Below are 18,335 nucleotides of genomic sequence, written 5' to 3'. Positions count from 1 at the left end.
GGCGAGGGGGCGATGAGCCCAACAGTTGCAAGGGGCAGGCGGTGGAGGGGCGAAGGCCAATCCAGGGGCAACAGCCCCACGCCCCCTACGCCGTCTCCAACTCCATCCCCACGCCACCCTGCATCAACTGCGCAATCGCATCCGTCGACAACGGCTTCGCGAAATAGAAGCCCTGCATTTCATCGCACGCGCGCTCTCTCAGGAAGTCGAGTTGCGCGGACGTTTCCACGCCCTCGGCAATCACCTGCAACTTCAGCGAATGCGCGAGCGCGATGATCGCGGACGTGATCGTCTCGTCGTCACCCGAGACACCGATATCCGACACGAACGACCGGTCGATCTTCAACCGGTCCACCGGGAAGCGTTTCAGATAGCTGAGGCTCGAATAACCGGTGCCGAAATCGTCGATGGCAAGACCGATGCCCAGCGCGTGCAACTCGTTGAGCATCGACACCGCTTCCTCGGCGTTGCGCATGATCGCGCTTTCGGTCAGTTCGAGTTCGAGATATTGCGGTTCGAGTCCGGTCTCGTCGAGCACCTGCATCACCAGCCTCGCGATATCGCGCTGCTGGAACACCCGCGCCGACAGATTCACCGACACGCGCGCCGACGGCAGCCCTTCGTCCTGCCAAGCCTTGTTCTGCCGGCACGCCTCGCGCAGCACCCATTCGGTCAGCGGCCCGATCAACCCGCTTTCCTCGGCCATCGGAATAAACGACGACGGCGGCACCAGCCCGACTTCCGGGTCGAGCCAGCGCACCAGCGCCTCGGTGCCGACAATCTGCCCGGTCTCGATGTCCACCTGCGGCTGGTAATGCAGCAGGAACTCGTTGTCGCGCAGCGCGCGCCGCAAACGCCGTTCGAGATTCAGCCGCGCTCCGGCGCTCGCGTTCATCTCCGGCTGATAGAACTGGAACGTGTTGCGGCCCATGTCCTTCGCGCGATACATCGCGAGATCGGCCTTTTTCATCAGCGTTTCGGCATCGTCGCCGTCTTGCGGGAACAGGCTCGCGCCCATGCTGCAGCCGACATAAAGCTCGGTGCCGTCGAGCCACACGGGTTCGGCAATCGACGCGCGTACGCGCTCCATCCACGCGATCAGCGATTGTTCGTCGACGGTATCGGTCATCACGATCACGAACTCGTCGCCGCCGTGACGCGCGACCGTGTCGCTGGTCCGCGAACAGCGCGCGAGCCGCTCGGCGACCACCGCCAGCAGCCGGTCGCCGACGCTGTGTCCGAGGCTGTCGTTGACGTTCTTGAAGCCGTCCAGATCGAGGAATACGACCGCGACGCCAGAGTGATGCCGTTGCGCGACGATCAGCGAATGCTCCAGCCGGTCGCGCAGCAGGTTCCGGTTCGGCAGACGCGTGAGGCTATCGTAATTGGCCTGATATTCGAGTTGCTCCTGATAGCGCATCAGGTCGGTCACGTCGTTGATCACGCCGATGTGATGCGTAATCATGCCTTCCGCGTTCGGCACCGGAGCGATGAACAGCTGATTCCAGAACAGCGCGCCGTCCTTGCGATAGTTGCGCACCACCGCGCTCACCTCGCGGTTCGCCGCCAGCGCCTGGCGGATCAGCGCGACGCCTTCCTGCTCGCGGTCGTCGCGCTGCAAGACGCGGCAATCGTGGCCGATCACCTCGGCGGGATCGTAGCCGGTGATGCGCATGAAAGCCGGGTTCACATACTCGATCAGATTGCCGGTCGGCGACGGCGCGGTAATCAGAATCGCGTTGACGCTGGCGTCGAGCGCGCGGCTTTGCAGACGCAGCGCGAGATCGGCGCGCTTGCGCTCGGTGATGTCCGTGTACGAACCGAGCACGCCGATCACGCGGCCGTCGCCGTCGGTGAACGGCAGCTTGCTGGTAATCGTGGTGCGATGCACGCCGTCGATCACGAAGTCGACTTCGAAATTCATCTTCGGCATCGAGGTGCTCATCACCTCCTTGTCGTGCTTGTGCAGCATCTCGGAGAATGCGCGCCATGGCAGATCGGCGTCGCTCTTGCCGACCACCTGCTCGGGATACGCGAGCCCCGCATCGCGGGCAAACGCCATGTTGCAGCCGAGATAACGCGACTCCTCGTCCTTCCAGAAAATACGCTGCGGGATGTTGTCGATCACCGCTTCGAGCATCTGGTTCGAACGCTGTGCTTCGGCTTCCGCGTTGATCTGGTCGGTCACGTCGACGGCCAGCACGAACAGCGCCGCGCGTCCGATGAAATCGAGCGCGTGATACGACACGTCGACGCTGATCGACGAACCGTCCTTGCGCTTGTGATGCCAGATGCCCGCCATCGTGCGGCCATAGCCGAGCGCGTCGCTGCGCTGCAGATGCGATTCGAGACGCGAAATCTCGCCGTGCGAGCGGATCGCGCGAATCGACATATTGAGGAATTCGCTCTCCGAATAACCGTATTGCTGGACCGCCGCCGCGTTGACGGCCAGAAAGCGCAGCGTCTCGCGGTCGAAGATATACATCGGCACCGGATGATCGGCGAACAGTCCGCGAAAACGTTCGTCGTTGCGGCCGACCGCGCGCAGCGTCCGCAGCTTTTCGCGCGCGCTCTTGTCGCGCGCGCCGAAGGTCACGAACAGCAGCACGCTGCCCGCCAGCATCGTCACGATCAGCACGAACATCGCGCGCTGCGTCTCGTTCGCCGACGCCGCCAACGACGCCTGCAACGCGCGGTTTTCCTCTTTGCGCAGCGCGGCCAGCCCGGCTTCGACGCGATCGAGTCCGATGCTCAGATGTGTGTAGGTCGACGCGGCCCACGCGTGCGACGCCTGCGCGCCGACGCTGGGGTCTCTCAGCAGCGCGTCTTCGATATCGTGTTCGAGCGCGTGGCTGTCTTTGGCTAGCGCCGACAGCGCGGCCAGCGCGGCGGGTTCGTCGCTCAACGAGTCGCCCAGATGACGCTCCAGATCGGTAAGCCGGCTGGTCATCGCGGCGGCCGCGCTGACCGGCTCGGACTTGTCCGACGCTTCGAAACGGCTGAGCGCGGCGAGGCCGTCGTCGAGCGCCGCGTGATAGGCGTCGAGATTCTGGCGCACGCTCATCGACCGCAGCATGCGCGTGTCGGCGTCGCGTTGACCGCAAATCTGCGTGTAGGCGACGAACGCGTTCGCACCGACCGCGGCGACGACGACCGCGATGTTGATCAGCAGCCGCTTCGATAAGAAAAGAGTCATGGGTTCCGAACGTCAATCGTTCCGAGTGCGGGAGCGCGTGTCGCTTTCGGTGCGTCGGGCCGCATCGATTGGAGTCTTTTTACGCGCCAACCCATGAATAACGGCAGGGCTCTGGCAGGGTTGAGGGTGTGAGGATGAAAAAAATGAGCGCTGGAGAGGCGTTGTGCGGTGCGGCTTCACGCCAGGTTTCGGCGACAACGTTTGCGCTTGAGGTTCGTTGTGCGACGCGTTTATATCGACGTCTCGCGGCAAACGTATGACAGTCGGAAGAAGCGGGACGAATGCGTCGGCAGGCTGCACGAGATGTCGAAGCACGCTCCGTGACCGGCAGACGACAGCGCGAAACAGTCGGTCAGGTTTAGACGACCGCGGCGATATCTGCGGACTGGCGGCTTAAGCGCCAATATCTGGCGATGCTGACTGAACGGCCCCGCTTACTCCGCCGCGCCAAACTCCTTCATCGCCGGGATGAAGTCGTGGTTGGCCTCCGGCTTGCGCGACAGCTTCGCCAGCACGTAGCGCTTGAACGGCTCCAGCTCCGCCCAGCGGTCGACGCTCGGACTCGCCAGCCCCGCCAGTTCCGCCTGCCGCGTCACACCGTCCGGCACGCTGTCGGTGCGGCGCCACGCGGGCGACTCCTCCGGCGTGAACCAGTCCGGCTCGACATTCGCGTGGGTGCGCAGCATTTCGAACAGCGCATGATCGAAATTCGGCTCGATCTGCGCGTCTTCGTCGACGGGAAAACGCGCCAGCAGCTTACGGTCTTCGAGCGGCAGCGACTGCCACTGATCCAGCGAAATACGCAGCCCGAAGCGGTCGAGATTGAAACGCACCGACATCGGGATATAAGTGAAATTCTCCGAAGACTCGACCTCGAAGTTGAACAGAAGCGGCGCTTCGTTGAGTCCCATGACAGTATTCCTCGTGGATGGCGGGCAGCGTGCAAGCCCAGCTTGAGGTATTTTAGAACCTTATTCGCGCGACGGCGGCCCGCTACGGCAACCGCCTGCGCGCGTGCGGCATCCAAAGGAGTAAAGCAGCTTGAACGAACTGGACACCGCCGGACAACCCGGCGCAGTGGAGCGCCAGGTGCACCGGCATCGCGGCGCGGCGGTCGAATCCGTCACCGATCACGTCGGCCAGGAATGGCCGGTCGCGCTCGTCTTCAACGGCATTTCGCATGCGGTGATGATGTGCACGCCGCGCGATCTGGAAGCGTTCGCGGTAGGTTTCGCGATCTCGGAAGGGATCGTCGAACGCGGCAGCGACATTCAGGATATTGAAGTCGAATTACACGACGACGGAGAATTGCCGCACGCCGAAGTGCACTTGCAGGTGGTGCAGCAGGCTTTCGTCGCGCTGAAGGAGAAGCGCCGGGCGCTCGCGGGGCGCACGGGCTGCGGCGTGTGCGGCATCGAAAGTATCGATCTGCTGGATCTGAAACCGGAGCGGGTGCCCGACACCGGCTTTTTGCAGCGGCTCGCACCCGATGCGATTGCACGCGCCGCGCGTGAACTGCCCGCGCATCAGGCGCTGACCAAACTCACCGGTGGCCTGCACGCGGCGGCATGGTGCGACGCGTCAGGCGCGATCCGTTACGCGTTCGAGGATGTCGGCCGTCATAATGCGCTCGACAAGCTGATCGGCCAGCTCGTGCTCGATCGTGAGGATACGCGCGACGGCTTCGTGTTTCTGTCGAGCCGCGCGAGTTATGAGCTGGTGCGCAAGGCTGCGCGCGTCGATGTGCCGATGGTCGCGACGATTTCGGCGCCGTCGTCGCTGGCGATTACGATTGCCCGCAACGCGGGCGTGCGGCTGGTGAGCTTCTGCCGCGAAAACGGCTACGTCGACTACGACACCTTGCAGCCGCAGCGGTGAAATGAAGCGTTGAAGCGAAGCGTCCAGCGCAGAACCGGACGCTCCTGGCCATCCAATCGATCAGTCGAATTGCCGGAAATCCGGCTTGCGCTTCTCGAAGAACGCCTTGAACGCCTCGCGCGCTTCCGGCGCGAGCAGCATCTTGCCGAAATGCACGGCTTCTTCCGACATCTGCGTCTGCAATTCCTGCTGGCTGGCGCGCTTCATCAGACTCTTCGTCACGCGCAACGACGACGCGGGCAGCGCTGCGAGCTTCGCAGCCTGCGAAGCGGCAAACGCATCGACCTCGCCGGCCGGCAACACGCGATTCACGAAGCCCATGCGCTGCGCTTCGGCGGCATCGAATGCTTCGCCGAGCAGCAATTTTTCCGCCGCCGCCTGATAACCGCCGACCCGCTGCAACAGCAGGCTCGACGCCGCTTCGGGGCACAGTCCGAGTTGCGTGAACGGCAGCGAAAAACTCGCGTTGTCGCCCGCGTAGACGAGATCGCAATGCAGCAGCAAGGTCGTGCCGATGCCCACAGCCGGACCCGCGACCGCCGCCACCACCGGTTTTTCCGCCGACACGAGCGCGCGCAGGAACTGGAACACGGGTGCGTTCTCGCCCATCGGCGGCGTCTTCATGAAATCTTCGAGATCGTTGCCCGCGCTGAAAATGCCTGCGCTGCCGCGAATCAGGATCGCGCGCACCGACGCGTCGCCGTGCGCTTCGACCATCGCGTCGGCCATCGTCTGGTACATCGCGGCCGTGATCGCGTTTTTCTTGCCGGGCCGGTTGAAGGCAATCGTCAACACGCCGTCGGCGCGCTCGACCAGGATATCCATCGTCATCTCCTTCATCTCCTCGTAGTCCTGCTGGGAATTCCTGTGGATGCAAATGTAAAAACGGTTCGCAAGCCTGGCAGCCTGCGAACCGTTCATCGGGTTCGTCACTCGTGATGGCGAGAACCTGGGGTGAACAATTACAGACGCTCGATAATGCCCGCCGCGCCCATGCCCGTGCCGACGCACATCGTCACCATGCCGTACTTGTAGTTACGGCGACGCAGACCGTGCACCACCGTCGACGCACGAATCGCGCCCGTCGCGCCGAGCGGGTGGCCGAGAGCGATCGCACCGCCCAGCGGGTTGATCTTCGACGGATCGAGACCGAGGTCCTGAATCACCGCCAGCGATTGCGCAGCGAATGCTTCGTTCAGTTCGATCCAGTCGAGGTCGTCCAGCTTCAGACCGGCGGCCTTCAACGCAGCCGGAATCGCTTCCTTGGGACCAATGCCCATGATTTCCGGCGGCACGCCGCGCACGGCGAAGCTGACGAAACGTGCGAGCGGCGTCAGGTTGAATTCCTTCAGCATCTTCTCCGACACGACGATCAGCGCGCCCGCGCCGTCCGACGTCTGCGAGCTGTTGCCCGCCGTGACCGAGCCCTTGTTCGCGAACACCGTGCGAAGCTTGGCGAGGCCTTCGAGCGTCGTTTCCGCGCGCGGGCCTTCGTCGAGCGACACTTCGCGCGTCTTCACGCGGACTTCGCCGGTGGCGAGGTCGGGGAAGCGTTCGGTGATCGTGTACGCGGCGATTTCGTCGTTGAACTCGCCCGCTTGCTGCGCGGCGATGGCGCGGCGGTGCGATTCGACCGAGAACGCGTCTTGTGCTTCGCGGCTGATCTTCCAGCGCTCGGCGACTTTCTCGGCCGTCAGGCCCATGCCGTACGCGATGCCCACGTCTTCATTGCGATCGAAAATATGCGGCGACAGCGACGGCTTGTTGCCCATCATCGGCACCATGCTCATCGATTCGCAGCCGCCGGCGATCATCGCGTCCGACTCGCCGACGCGGATGCGGTCAGCGGCCATGGCGAGCGCCGTGAGGCCCGATGCGCAGAAACGGTTGACCGTGACGCCGCCGACCGTGTTCGGCAGGCCGGCGAGCAGCGCGCCCATGCGCGCGACGTTCAGGCCTTGTTCCGCTTCCGGAATCGCGCAGCCGATGATCGCGTCTTCGATCACTTTGGTGTCGAGGCCCGGCACTTGTGCGACGGCCGATTTGATTGCGTGCACCAGCAGTTCGTCGGGGCGCGTGTTCTTGAACATCCCGCGCGGCGCCTTGCCGATCGGCGTACGGCTCGCGGCGACGATGTATGCATCTTGCAATTGCTTTGCCATGTTTGGCTCCTTTGTCGGTGGGAGTTAGCGCTTTAGCGCTTATTCCCACCCCATGCAGTCTTTTCGCGGTCGGTGGGAGTTAGCGCTTTAGCGCTTACTCCCACCCCATGCAGTTTTATCGCGTTCGTTCCGCGCTTTAGTTACGTACCGGCTTGCCGGTCTGCAGCATGCCCATGATCCGTTCCTGCGTCTTCTGCGTACCCAGCAGATCGACAAACGCACGACGCTCCAGTTGCAGCAGCCATTCTTCGTCGACGAGGCTGCCCGCTTCCACATCGCCGCCGCACACTGCTTCCGCGATCCGGCCGGCGATCAGGTAATCGTGCTCGCTGATGAAGCGGCCATCGCGCATGTTCACGAGCGACGCCTTGATCGTCGAAATCGCCGAGCGGCCAGCCACCGGCACCTGCGTCACGCGCAGCGGCGGACGGTAACCCGCCGCGGTCAGCGCACGCGCTTCCTTCTTCGCGACGTCGAGCAGTTCGAACACGTTGAACACGATCGTGTCCGACGGCTTCAGATAACCCATCGTGCGCGCGTCGAGTGCGGAAGCCGACACCTTCGCCATCGCTGCATTCTCAAACGACTTCTGCACGAACTTCAGCAGATCGGTCGTCGCGCCGACTTGCGTCGCGGCTTCCGCTGCGCGCAGCGCCGCTTCCTTCAGACCGCCGCCCGCCGGCACCAGACCCACGCCGACTTCGACGAGACCCATATAGCTCTCGATGTGCGCGACCCGCTTCGCGCTATGCAACGCCAGTTCGCAGCCGCCGCCGAGCGCAATGCCCGACACTGCCGAGATCACCGGCACGCTTGCGTACTTCACGCGCAACATGCCTTGCTGGAACTTCTTCACGAACGGCTCGATGCCCTTAGCGCCGCCCATCATGAACGCGGGCATCGCCTCTTCGAGGTTGGCGCCTGCCGAGAACGGACCGCCCGGCGTGCCGAGCTTCAGCGAAGTCGGCTGCCACACGACGAGGCCCTTGTAATCCTTCTCGGCCAGTTCGATGGCTTGCGTCAGACCGTCGATCACCGACGGTCCGATCGTGTTCATCTTGCTTTTGAACGACACGATCAGCACGTCGTTCTCGCCCGCGCGATCGTCGACCCATGCACGCACGGCGTCGGTTTCGAACAGCGTCTTGCCGTAGGTTTTCGGATCGGCCGACGTCTCGCCGACCAGCGGCGCGCGGAACACCTGTTTGTCGTAGACGGACAGCGACGAGCGCGGCACGAACGACTTCGAAGCGGGTGACCACGAACCTTCGTTCGTATGCACGCCGCCCTTCTCGGCGACCACGCCTTCGAGCACCCACGACGGCAACGGCACGTTCGACAGCGCCTTGCCCGCCGCGATGTCTTCCTGCACCCATTCCGCGACCTGCTTCCAGCCCGCCGTCTGCCAGCCTTCGAACGGACCTTCGTTCCAGCCGAAGCCCCAGCGGATAGCCAGATCGACGTCACGCGCGTTGTCGGCGATCGATTCCAGATGCACGCCGATGTAGTGATACACGTCGCGGAAAATCGCCCACAGGAACTGCGCCTGCGGATGCTCCGATTCGCGCAGCAGCTTCAGACGCTCTGCCGCCGGACGTTTCAGGATGCGGCCAACCAGCTCGTCCGCCTTCGCGCCGCCATCGACGTACTCGCCCGTCTTCGGGTCGAGCACCTTGATCGCCTTGCCTTCCTTCTTGTAGAAGCCACCGCCGGTCTTCTGACCGAGCGCGCCCTTCTTCACCAGTTCGGCCAGCACAGCCGGCGTTTCGTAGACCGGGAAGAACGGGTCGTCCTTCAGCGTGTCCTGCATCGTCTTGATGACGTGCGCCATCGTGTCGAGACCGACCACGTCGGCGGTACGGAACGTCGCCGATTTCGCGCGACCCAGACGCGAGCCGGTCAGGTCGTCCACTTCGTCGAAACGCAGACCAAACTTCGCGGCTTCGGTAATGACGGCGAGGATCGAGAAAATACCGACACGGTTAGCGATGAAGTTCGGCGTGTCTTTTGCACGCACGACGCCCTTGCCGACCACGCTCGTCAGGAACGATTCGAGCTGATCGAGAATCTCGGGGCGCGTCGTCGCGGTCGGGATCAGTTCGACCAGATGCATGTAGCGCGGCGGATTGAAGAAGTGCACGCCGCAAAAGCGCGCCTTCAGTTCATCCGGGAAACCTTCGGACAGCGCCGTGATCGACAGACCCGACGTGTTGGTCGCGAAAATCGCGTTCGGTGCGAGGTGCGGCGCGACCTTCTTGTACAGGTCGTGCTTCCAGTCCATCCGTTCGGCGATCGCTTCGATCACGACGTCGCACTCGGCGAGCTTCGCGATGTCGTCGTCGTAATTGGCGGGCTGGATGTATTGCGCGTCGTCCTTCACGCCGAACGGCGCGGGCGACAGCTTCTTCAGATTCTCGATCGCCTTCAGCGCGATCGCGTTCTTCGGGCCTTCTTTAGCGGGCAGATCGAACAGCAGTACGGGCACCTTGGCGTTGATCAGGTGCGCGGCGATCTGCGCGCCCATCACGCCGGCGCCGAGCACGGCTACCTTGCGAATGATCAGATTGCTCACGTCGTTCCTCCGGGGAGTTATGCGGATGTCGCGAAGCTTCTTGAACGCTTCGCGATGTGTGTCTTGAGGCTGGCTTTGAGGCTGACTGAAACCAGACGCCGCCGCTTTGTCGCGCGCGGCGTCTGCCTCGATGTTGTGCGTTCGCTTAGAACAGCGACTCTTCGACGTCCATCATCGACTTCGAACCCGCGCGTGCCTGACGGATCGTCATTGCCGTTTCCGGCAGCAGCTTCGCGAAGTAGAAACGTGCGGTGGCGAGCTTCGCCTTGTAGAACGGATCGCCCGATGCTTCCTTGTCCAGCGCGATGCGTGCCATGCGGGCCCAGAAGTACGAGAAAACGAGATGGCCAACGGTACGCAGATACGGCACGGCAGCGGCGCCGACTTCGTCCGGGTTCTGCATGGCCTTCATGCCGATTTCCATCGTCAGCTTCTGCACCTTGTCGCCGATGTCCGCGAGCGGGTTCACGAACTCCTGCATTTCCGGCTTGATGCCTTCAGCTTCGACGAAATCCGTCACCAGCTTGCCGAACTTCTTCATCTTCGCGCCCATGTCGCCGAGGATCTTGCGGCCCAGCAGGTCGAGCGCCTGAATCGCGTTGGTGCCTTCGTAGATCATGTTGATACGCGCGTCGCGCACGTACTGCTCCATGCCCCACTCGGCGATGAAGCCGTGGCCGCCGTAAATCTGCATCGCGTGATTGGTGCCTTCGAACGCGTTGTCCGACAGGAACGCTTTCAGGATCGGCGTGAGCAGCGCGACGAGGTCGGCGGCTTCCTTACGCGCCGATTCGTCGGCGTGCGACAACTCTTTGTCGATATGCAGCGCGGACCAGTACGAGAACGCGCGCGCGCCTTCGGCATAGGCCTTTTGCGTGAGCAGCATGCGGCGCACGTCGGGGTGCACGATGATCGGATCGGCGGCTTTTTCCGGTGCCTTCGGGCCGGTCAGCGAACGCATTTGCAGACGCTCTTTCGCGTACGTGAGCGAGTTCTGATACGCGACTTCCGTCAGACCCAGGCTCTGCATGCCGACGCCCAGACGCGCGGCATTCATCATCACGAACATCGCGTTGAGGCCCTTGTTCGGCTCGCCGACGAGCCAGCCCTTCGCGTTGTCGAGATTGATCACGCAGGTTGCGTTGCCGTGAATGCCCATCTTGTGTTCGATGGAACCGCACTTCACGCCGTTGCGCTCGCCCGGCTCGCCCGCTTCGTTCGGGACGAACTTCGGCACGATGAACAGCGAAATGCCCTTCGTACCGTTCGGTGCGCCCGGCAGACGCGCGAGCACCAGGTGAACGATATTTTCAGCGAGATCGTGTTCGCCGCTGGAGATGAAAATCTTCGTGCCGCTGATCGCGTACGAGCCGTCGCTATTCGGTTCGGCCTTGGTGCGCAGGATGCCGAGGTCGGTGCCGCAATGCGGCTCGGTCAGACACATCGTGCCGGTCCAGACACCCGCCACCAGCTTCGGCAGATACGCTTTCTGCAACTCGGGCGTGCCGTGCGCGTGCAGACATTCGTACGCGCCGTGCGACAAACCGGGGTACATCGTCCACGCCTGGTTGGCCGAGTTCAGCATCTCGTACAGCGCGTTGTTGACGAATGCGGGCAGGCCCTGGCCACCGTATTCCGGGTCGCAGCCCAAGGCGGGCCAGCCGGCTTCCACATACTGCTGATACGCTTCCTTGAAGCCCTTCGGCGTGGTCACGACGCCGTCGCCGACGTACGTGCAGCCTTCCTGGTCACCGCTATGGTTGAGCGGGAACAGCACTTCGGAGCAGAACTTGCCAGCTTCTTCGAGCACGGCGTTGATCGTGTCGGCGTCGAGATCAGCGTGCTTTGGCATCTGCTTGATTTCGGCTTCGACGTTAAGCAGTTCGTGCAACACGAATTGCATGTCGCGCAGCGGCGCGGCGTACTGTCCCATGACTCTCTCTCCCAAGTTTGACAAGAAGCCAGGCTGTTAGCTGAGTCCGTGGATCGGAACTTTCTATGCCGCCGAATCCGTGTAGGTTCCCGACGACGCTGCTAACGGCTTTCGCTTTGATACGAAACAATCAATTTTTCCAGCGCGGCCCACGTGAGGCGCACGGCGTCCGGCAAGTGCAGGAAACGTGCGTCATGATGCAGACCGAGCGTGAAGCTATACAGTTCGAACAGCATCAACTGCGGATCGGTGTCGGCGCGCAGATGCCCTTCTTCCATTGCCTGCGAAATCGCGCGATTGAGCGCCGCTCGCCAGATCGTCACGCTCGACACCAGTTGCTCACGCACCTGGCTGTCTGCACGGTCGTCGTATTCGACCGCGCCGCTGATATAGATGCACCCAGTGGTCACTTCCTGAATGCGTTTCTCGATCCAGCGTGAAATCATGGCGCGCAAACGCGGCAAGCCACGAGGCTCGCGCAAACTCGGGAAAAACACCTCTTCTTCAAAACGACGGTGATATTCGCGCACGACTTCGACCTGCAAATCTTCGCGCGACCCGAAATGCGCGAACACACCACTCTTGCTCATCTGCATGCGCTCGGCCAGCAGGCCGATCGTCAGACCTTCCAGTCCGTCGCGGCTTGCCAGATCGAGTGCCGCTTCAAGAATCGCGACTCGTGTTTGTTCGCCTTTTCGCATAGCTGTTTTACCGTTCTAATGAGACCGAAAGAAAATCGAACGGCCGTACTATTATTGAGTGCTGCCGTCCGCGAAACAAGGACTTTATTAGAAACCGGTTTCTAACCGAGTCCCAATTTTGCGACATCCGTCAATCAGAGGAATCAGATTTTTTAGAGGCCTTTGTCGTTAGACAATTGTTGCAGATCGGCCAATCTGTTTTGACGGATTGTCGCTGCCGGCTGACATGATGCAGCAGCGAGTTGGAATCTAGAAGGGGCGTGGGTTTTGCTGGGGAAAACGCTGCTGGAGTGACGCGCCTACCCGTGTTAGCACCTCGTCCCAGTTGCCGCGCTGGGTTTGCGTGAAAAGACGCAGGCTGGGATACCACGGACTGTCGTCGCGGCCTCGCAGCCAGCGCCAGCAACCCGCGAAACGGTTGAGCAGCCAGACCGGTTTGCCCATGGCCGCGGCGAGGTGCGCGACCGACGTATCGACGGAAACTACCAGATCGAGGTTCGCGATCAGCGCGGCGGTATCTGCGAAATCGGCGAGGTCGGCGGTCCAGTCCGTGAGACGCGCGTGGCTGGCCGGATCAGCGAGCTTGGCGGGATCGTCGGTCTTTTGCAGGCTGATCCAGTGAATCTGATTCAGCGCGAGCAGCGGCGCGATTTGAGCGGCCGCGAGGCTGCGCCGCCGGTCCACCGCGATGCCCGAATGGCCGCCCGCCCACACCACGCCGACGCGCGGCATATGCGAATCCGGCAACGCGTCGAGCCGTGAACGCCAGGCGGCGGCACGCGCGGAATCTGCGTAGAGGTAAGGCGTATTCGCGGGGATGGTCGCGAGTTGCGTGTCGAATGCCATCGGCAAGGACATCAGCGGGCAGTATTGGTCCCAGTTGCCCGGACCGGACGGCGTTTCGTCGAGCAGCACGAGGCCGGGCCAGCGCAAACACAACGACTCTTCGTACAGACGACGCAGCGGCGGTGGGCACACATAGCCGACCAGCGCAAAGCGTTCGAGCGCGATCGGCAGGTAACGCACGAATTGCAGACTGTCGCCGTAGCCTTGCTCGTCGAGTACCAGCAGGCGTTCGCCGGGAATACGCTTGGTCCCGGCTTCACTGATCGTGGACCGCGTGTCACTCAACCACCTCGGCAGCGGCGCCTGAAAAGGCACACGCGCGGGGCTTCCGTCGGCGTGACGGAAGCTGACCCAGCGGTCCTCGAAATAAGGCCACGCTTCCTGATAACGGCCGGTGGCGAGCAGCACCATCGCGAGGTTGTTTCGCGCGACGAGATTCGCCGGCGCGAGTTCGAGCGCGCGGCGGTAGTGATGCTCGGCTTTTTGCGTATCGCCCAGGTCCGCGAAGACGCGGCCGAGGTTGTTGTGCGCGGCGGAGTGATCGGGATCGAGTTCGAGCGTCCGACGGTAACTGATCGCGGCGTCTTCAGGACAGTCGAGATGTTGCAGCGTCAACGCCAGGTTGTAGTGGAGGGCGACGAAATCCGGTTGTAGCGCGAGTCCTTTGCGCAAGCTTCCGATGGCGCCGGCGTGATCGCCCAATTTGAGGTGGATGGCGTAGAGCGTGTTGTACAGGATCGGTTCCGGGCCGATCTGGATGGCCCGATCGAGCCAGGCCTGCGCAAGTTGCGGCTGGTCGGCGGCAAGCGCCAGCAGGCCATTCAGATGCATCGCGCCGGTATGCTGGCTATCCAGCGTCAGGATTTGCCCAGCGAGCGCCTGGACGGTGTCGTGCTGACCGGCCTGATACGCGGCGATGGCCTGCTCGTGGAGAGTCGATGTGCTGCTGTTGTCGGATGGAACGCGGGGATGAGCGGGCATATGAACGGACGAGCCTCCATGACAGGCCGGTTCGCTGCGGCGCTCACGGTGCGCGATGCAGTGCCACCGGCAAACGCTGCTTGATGTGGAGAGGTCGTTGTGCCGGACGCTCGACCCCTGGCGAGCGGTGATTATGGTTTGGGGTTGGGAAAGGACCTTTAGGAAAGGTCTGCAATGATGTTGGGAAAGGCTTGACCGTGTTCCCGACGTAGGTATTGGCCTTTGTGTGATTTCGCCGTCGTGCGGAAATCGGCTCGTAAAGCTCCGCCCTCTGCTAGTCGTACCCGCCAACCGTCAACAGCTTCATCGCCACGCGGTAGGTCGTATAAGCAACCCAGTTCAGCGCCCGCTCGCCCGCCGGCCGCGCTTCGTATCGCGCTTCGTCGATCCGTCGCGAGTCCTTGAATGCGCCGAGGATCGCGTCGCGCAAACCGTCGATCGCCGGGTCGTTCACGAGCACCACGTTCGCCTCGTTGTTGAGCATCAGGCTCAACGCATCCAGGTTCGACGAGCCGACCGTCCCCCAGTTCGAATCCACGACCGCGACCTTGCCGTGCAGCAGCGTCTTCTCATACTCGGCGATCTGCACGCCGGCCCGCAGCAACGCGTGATACAGGAACGGCACCGCGTAATCCAGCGCCTTGAATTCCTTGCGCCCGATGATCAGCTTCACCACCACCCCGCGCCGCGCCGCGAACACCAGCGCGCGCCGCAGTTTGCGCCCCGGCATGAAATACGGATTGGCGAGCAGCACCTCATGACGCGCCTGGCCAATCGCGGCGAGATACGCCTTTTCGATCGCGCGACGGTTGATCAGGTTGTCCCGCGCGACAAACGCGACGCACGGCTGACCGCCCGCCCACAACTCCTCGTTACGGCGCCGGCGACGACGACGCAAACTGCCGAGCGATGCCGACGTCTGCGTGCCGAGATCCGGTTCCAGCGACTCGATCGGCCGATGCCCGAGCCGGATCCGTCGCCACTGCACCTCGAACGCCTGCCGCACGTCGGCGACCACCGGCCCATGCAACTCGACCGCGAAATCCCAGCGCCGGAACGGCAGCGTCTCGCCGTTGTTCTCGTAGTCGTCGACGATATTGATGCCGCCGCAATACGCAAACTGGTCGTCGACCACCGCGAGCTTGCGATGCGTGCGCGAAAATCCGAAACGTCCAAACAGATGCGGGTTGTAAATGCGATGGTCGATGCCGGCCAGCGGCCATTCGTTGAACATCGTCAAACGCGCGGTGCCGATGCCGTCGGTAATCACGCGCACTTTCACGCCGCGCGAGGCCGCGCGCAGCAACGCCGCGCTCACCGCTTGCCCGGCCTTGTCGTAGCAGAAGATGTAGGTTTCGAGTACGACGTCGTGCTGCGCTTCGTCGATCCGTTCGATCAGCGCGCTGAAAAACTCGTCGCCGGAACGCAGCAGCTTGACATCGTTGTCGCTGGTGAAGCGATAACGTTGCCAGTAACGGCGGCCGAGCAGCGCATGACGCAAACGGGCAAAACGGCCTGCGCCGCCCGAGCTCACCGGCTGCGCTCCGCGGAAAACCCGCCAGACAGACGCGCGCCGAGTCGCTTGGGCAACTGCAGAATCGCATCCGCATTCGACGATGAAAAGCAGCGCGACGCCGCCTCTTCATAAGGCAGCCACATAAACGCGGTGTGCTCGCGCGGTGCGAGCGTCACCTCGAGTTGCTCCGGCACCTGCACGCTGAACCAGTGTTCGGTGTTATGGATCACGCCTTCGGCATAGCGATGCCGGAACTCCGGATAGATCTCGTATTCGATCGAATATTGCCAGTCGAACAACGCGCCCGGCGGTACGAGACCGCTGCCCACCACAATGCCCGTTTCTTCGGCGACTTCGCGCGCCGCCGTTTCGGCGAGCGGTTCATCGAGCGCATCTTTTGAGCCGGTCACCGACTGCCAGAACCCCGGATGGTCGGCGCGCTCGATCAGCAGCACGTCGAGCGCGGGCGTATGAATAACGACGAGGACAGATTGTGGAATTTTCGGCGGTTTCGGCATGGTGTAAAAGCTGGGCGCAACCTATGCGCGGTACATGTCGGCGGAGGGTCGAATAAACGCTCGAAAGCAGTTGCTTCGACTGTAACGCAAAAAAAGAAAAAGGCGCCGGGAGTTTCCTCCTGCGCCTTTTTCGGGTGCTTTGCTGTCGTTTTAAGACAGCAGTCAATGGCATGAAGCCAGTGAATTCAAGCCATTACGCCTTCGGTTCCGGCGTACGCACGCGGATGTGCAACTCGCGCAACTGACGCTCGTCGACTTCGCTCGGCGCCTGCGTCAGCAGACACTGTGCGCGTTGCGTCTTCGGGAACGCGATCACGTCGCGGATCGAGTCGGCGCCGGCCATCATCGTGACGATGCGGTCCAGACCAAACGCGATACCACCGTGCGGCGGCGCGCCGTATTGCAGCGCGTCGAGCAGGAAGCCGAACTTGGCCTGCGCTTCTTCCGCGTTGATCTTGAGCGCACGGAACACCTTGCTCTGCACTTCTTCACGGTGAATACGCACCGAACCACCGCCGATTTCCCAGCCGTTCAGCACCATGTCGTAGGCCTTCGCGAGGCAGCGCGCCGGGTCCGTTTCCAGATACTCGAGGTGCTCGTCCTTCGGGCTCGTGAACGGGTGATGCGCGGCCACGTAGCGGTTGTCTTCCTCGTCGTATTCGAACATCGGGAAGTCGATCACCCACAGCGGCTTCCAGCCGGTTTCGACCAGACCGTTGGCCTTGCCGAACTCCGAATGACCGATCTTCAGACGCAGTGCGCCGAGGCTGTCGTTCACCACCTTCGCGCGATCTGCCGCGAAGAAAATGATATCGCCGTCTTGCGCGCCGGTGCGCTCGATGATCGCCTTGACCGCTTCGTCGTGCAGGTTCTTGACGATCGGGCTTTGCAGACCGTCACGGCCCTTCGCCACTTCGTTGACCTTGATCCACGCGAGACCCTTCGCGCCGTAGATGCGCACGAATTCCGTGTAGCTGTCGATATCGCCACGCGACAGCTCGCCGCCCTTCGGCACGCGGATGGCCGCGACGCGGCCGTCTTTCGTGTTGGCCGGCGTGCTGAACACCTTGAAGTCGACGTCCTTGACCGCGTCGGTCAGGTCAGTGAATTCGAGCTTCACGCGCAGGTCGGGCTTATCCGAACCGAAGCGGCGCATCGCTTCCGAATACAGCATGACCGGGAATTTTTCGTCCAGCGAAACGCCGATCGTTTCCTTGAACACGTGACGAATCATGTCTTCGAACAGATCGCGAATTTCCTGTTCCGACAGAAACGAGGTTTCGCAGTCGATCTGCGTGAATTCCGGCTGACGGTCGGCGCGCAGGTCTTCGTCACGGAAGCACTTGACGATCTGGTAGTAGCGATCGAAGTTCGCGACCATCAGCAACTGCTTGAACAGTTGCGGCGACTGCGGCAGCGCGAAGAACTGACCCGGGTTCGTACGCGACGGCACGAGGTAGTCGCGCGCGCCTTCCGGCGTGCTCTTGGTCAGCATCGGCGTTTCGATGTCGATGAAGCCGAGCGAGTCGAGGTACTTACGCGCTTCGATCGACACGCGGTAACGCAGACGCAGGTTGTGCTGCATCTGCGGACGGCGCAGGTCGAGCACACGATGCGTGAGGCGCGTGGTTTCCGACAGGTTGTCGTCGTCGAGCTGGAACGGCGGCGTGACCGATGCGTTCAGCACGATCAGTTCGTGGCACAGCACTTCGATCTTGCCGCTCTTCAATGCGGCGTTGGTCGTGCCTTCCGGACGGCTGCGCACGACACCCTTGATCTGCAGGCAGAACTCGTTGCGCACGCCTTCGGCGGCCTTGAACATTTCTGCGCGGTCGGGGTCGCAGACGACCTGAACGAGGCCTTCACGATCGCGCAGGTCGATGAAGATGACGCCGCCATGGTCGCGGCGGCGGCTCACCCAGCCGCACAGCGAGACGGTTTGGCCCAGACGTTCTTCGGTCACCAGACCGCAGTATTCAGTTCTCATCGACATGATGTTTGTCTTTCGTTATGCATTGGTTGATCGGCGCGC

Annotated in this window: 12 protein-coding genes; 1 reads left to right on the top strand and 11 read right to left on the bottom strand. The window is 62.5% G+C overall.

What is annotated here, in order from left to right; genetic code table 11:
• Nucleotides 1–85 precede the first annotated feature (85 nt).
• Together BLS41_RS03550 and BLS41_RS03545 are read right to left on the bottom strand one after the other, a co-directional pair.
• Entirely contained in the window at nucleotides 86–3,196 is a 3,111-nt protein-coding gene (locus BLS41_RS03550; RefSeq protein WP_074763009.1) for a sensor domain-containing protein, read from the bottom strand.
• A gap of 434 nt (nucleotides 3,197–3,630) precedes the next feature.
• Nucleotides 3,631–4,107, bottom strand: a complete 477-nt coding sequence (locus BLS41_RS03545) for a nitrate reductase associated protein (protein WP_074763008.1) — start codon at nucleotides 4,105–4,107, stop codon at nucleotides 3,631–3,633.
• Nucleotides 4,108–4,237: 130 nt separating this feature from the next.
• Between BLS41_RS03545 and fdhD the strand changes: the two genes are divergently transcribed.
• The gene (gene fdhD / locus BLS41_RS03540; RefSeq protein ID WP_074763006.1) at nucleotides 4,238–5,074 is read left to right on the top strand and encodes a formate dehydrogenase accessory sulfurtransferase FdhD; all 837 of its coding nucleotides are present in this window, start codon (nucleotides 4,238–4,240) and stop codon (nucleotides 5,072–5,074) included.
• Nucleotides 5,075–5,134: 60 nt separating this feature from the next.
• Here fdhD and BLS41_RS03535 read toward each other — a convergent pair whose 3' ends face one another.
• From BLS41_RS03535 to aspS, 9 genes are all read right to left on the bottom strand, one after another.
• Nucleotides 5,135–5,905 (bottom strand): enoyl-CoA hydratase, encoded by a 771-nt coding sequence (locus BLS41_RS03535; protein WP_074763005.1) that lies wholly within the window; start codon nucleotides 5,903–5,905, stop codon nucleotides 5,135–5,137.
• Nucleotides 5,906–6,036: 131 nt separating this feature from the next.
• Nucleotides 6,037–7,236 carry an acetyl-CoA C-acyltransferase gene (locus BLS41_RS03530; RefSeq protein WP_074763003.1) on the bottom strand — a complete coding sequence of 400 codons (1,200 nt, stop codon included), beginning with the start codon at nucleotides 7,234–7,236 and terminating at the stop codon, nucleotides 6,037–6,039.
• A 136-nt stretch (nucleotides 7,237–7,372) separates the two neighbouring features.
• Nucleotides 7,373–9,808 carry a 3-hydroxyacyl-CoA dehydrogenase/enoyl-CoA hydratase family protein gene (locus BLS41_RS03525; RefSeq protein ID WP_074763001.1) on the bottom strand — a complete coding sequence of 812 codons (2,436 nt, stop codon included), beginning with the start codon at nucleotides 9,806–9,808 and terminating at the stop codon, nucleotides 7,373–7,375.
• Between the two features lie 145 nt (nucleotides 9,809–9,953).
• Complete coding sequence (locus BLS41_RS03520) at nucleotides 9,954–11,741, bottom strand: acyl-CoA dehydrogenase C-terminal domain-containing protein (RefSeq protein WP_074762999.1); 1,788 nt, start codon at nucleotides 11,739–11,741, stop codon at nucleotides 9,954–9,956.
• A gap of 101 nt (nucleotides 11,742–11,842) precedes the next feature.
• The gene (locus BLS41_RS03515; RefSeq protein ID WP_074762998.1) at nucleotides 11,843–12,442 is read right to left on the bottom strand and encodes a TetR/AcrR family transcriptional regulator; all 600 of its coding nucleotides are present in this window, start codon (nucleotides 12,440–12,442) and stop codon (nucleotides 11,843–11,845) included.
• Between the two features lie 249 nt (nucleotides 12,443–12,691).
• A complete protein-coding gene (locus BLS41_RS03510; RefSeq protein WP_074762996.1) occupies nucleotides 12,692–14,269 on the bottom strand; it encodes a tetratricopeptide repeat protein in 1,578 nt (525 codons plus the stop codon).
• A 274-nt stretch (nucleotides 14,270–14,543) separates the two neighbouring features.
• Nucleotides 14,544–15,803: a cardiolipin synthase ClsB gene (gene clsB / locus BLS41_RS03505; protein ID WP_074762994.1), complete on the bottom strand. Its 1,260-nt coding sequence runs from the start codon at nucleotides 15,801–15,803 to the stop codon at nucleotides 14,544–14,546.
• On the bottom strand, nucleotides 15,800–16,303 hold the full coding sequence (gene nudB, locus BLS41_RS03500; RefSeq protein WP_074762992.1) for a dihydroneopterin triphosphate diphosphatase: 504 nt from the start codon (nucleotides 16,301–16,303) through the stop codon (nucleotides 15,800–15,802). Before nudB ends, clsB begins: the two co-directional genes overlap by 4 nt.
• Nucleotides 16,304–16,496: 193 nt before the next feature.
• Nucleotides 16,497–18,296, bottom strand: coding sequence for an aspartate--tRNA ligase (gene aspS, locus BLS41_RS03495; protein WP_074762990.1), 1,800 nt, complete (start codon nucleotides 18,294–18,296; stop codon nucleotides 16,497–16,499).
• Between the last annotated feature and the right edge of the window lie 39 nt (nucleotides 18,297–18,335).

Origin of the sequence: Paraburkholderia fungorum, assembly GCF_900099835.1 — a bacterium.
GTDB classification, from domain to species: domain Bacteria; phylum Pseudomonadota; class Gammaproteobacteria; order Burkholderiales; family Burkholderiaceae; genus Paraburkholderia; species Paraburkholderia fungorum_A.
This window is presented reverse-complemented; position numbering and strand designations above follow the sequence as displayed.

Excerpts from the sequence above, each read along its gene's own strand:
- BLS41_RS03550 (WP_074763009.1), bottom strand. The coding sequence starts at position 3,196 with ATGACTCTTTTCTTATCGAAGCGGCTGCTGATCAACATCGCGGTCGTC.
- BLS41_RS03545 (WP_074763008.1), bottom strand. The coding sequence starts at position 4,107 with ATGGGACTCAACGAAGCGCCGCTTCTGTTCAACTTCGAGGTCGAGTCT.
- BLS41_RS03535 (WP_074763005.1), bottom strand. The coding sequence starts at position 5,905 with ATGACGATGGATATCCTGGTCGAGCGCGCCGACGGCGTGTTGACGATT.
- BLS41_RS03530 (WP_074763003.1), bottom strand. The coding sequence starts at position 7,236 with ATGGCAAAGCAATTGCAAGATGCATACATCGTCGCCGCGAGCCGTACG.
- BLS41_RS03520 (WP_074762999.1), bottom strand. The coding sequence starts at position 11,741 with ATGGGACAGTACGCCGCGCCGCTGCGCGACATGCAATTCGTGTTGCAC.
- BLS41_RS03515 (WP_074762998.1), bottom strand. The coding sequence starts at position 12,442 with ATGCGAAAAGGCGAACAAACACGAGTCGCGATTCTTGAAGCGGCACTC.
- BLS41_RS03510 (WP_074762996.1), bottom strand. The coding sequence starts at position 14,269 with ATGCCCGCTCATCCCCGCGTTCCATCCGACAACAGCAGCACATCGACT.
- nudB (WP_074762992.1), bottom strand. The coding sequence starts at position 16,303 with ATGCCGAAACCGCCGAAAATTCCACAATCTGTCCTCGTCGTTATTCAT.
- aspS (WP_074762990.1), bottom strand. The coding sequence starts at position 18,296 with ATGTCGATGAGAACTGAATACTGCGGTCTGGTGACCGAAGAACGTCTG.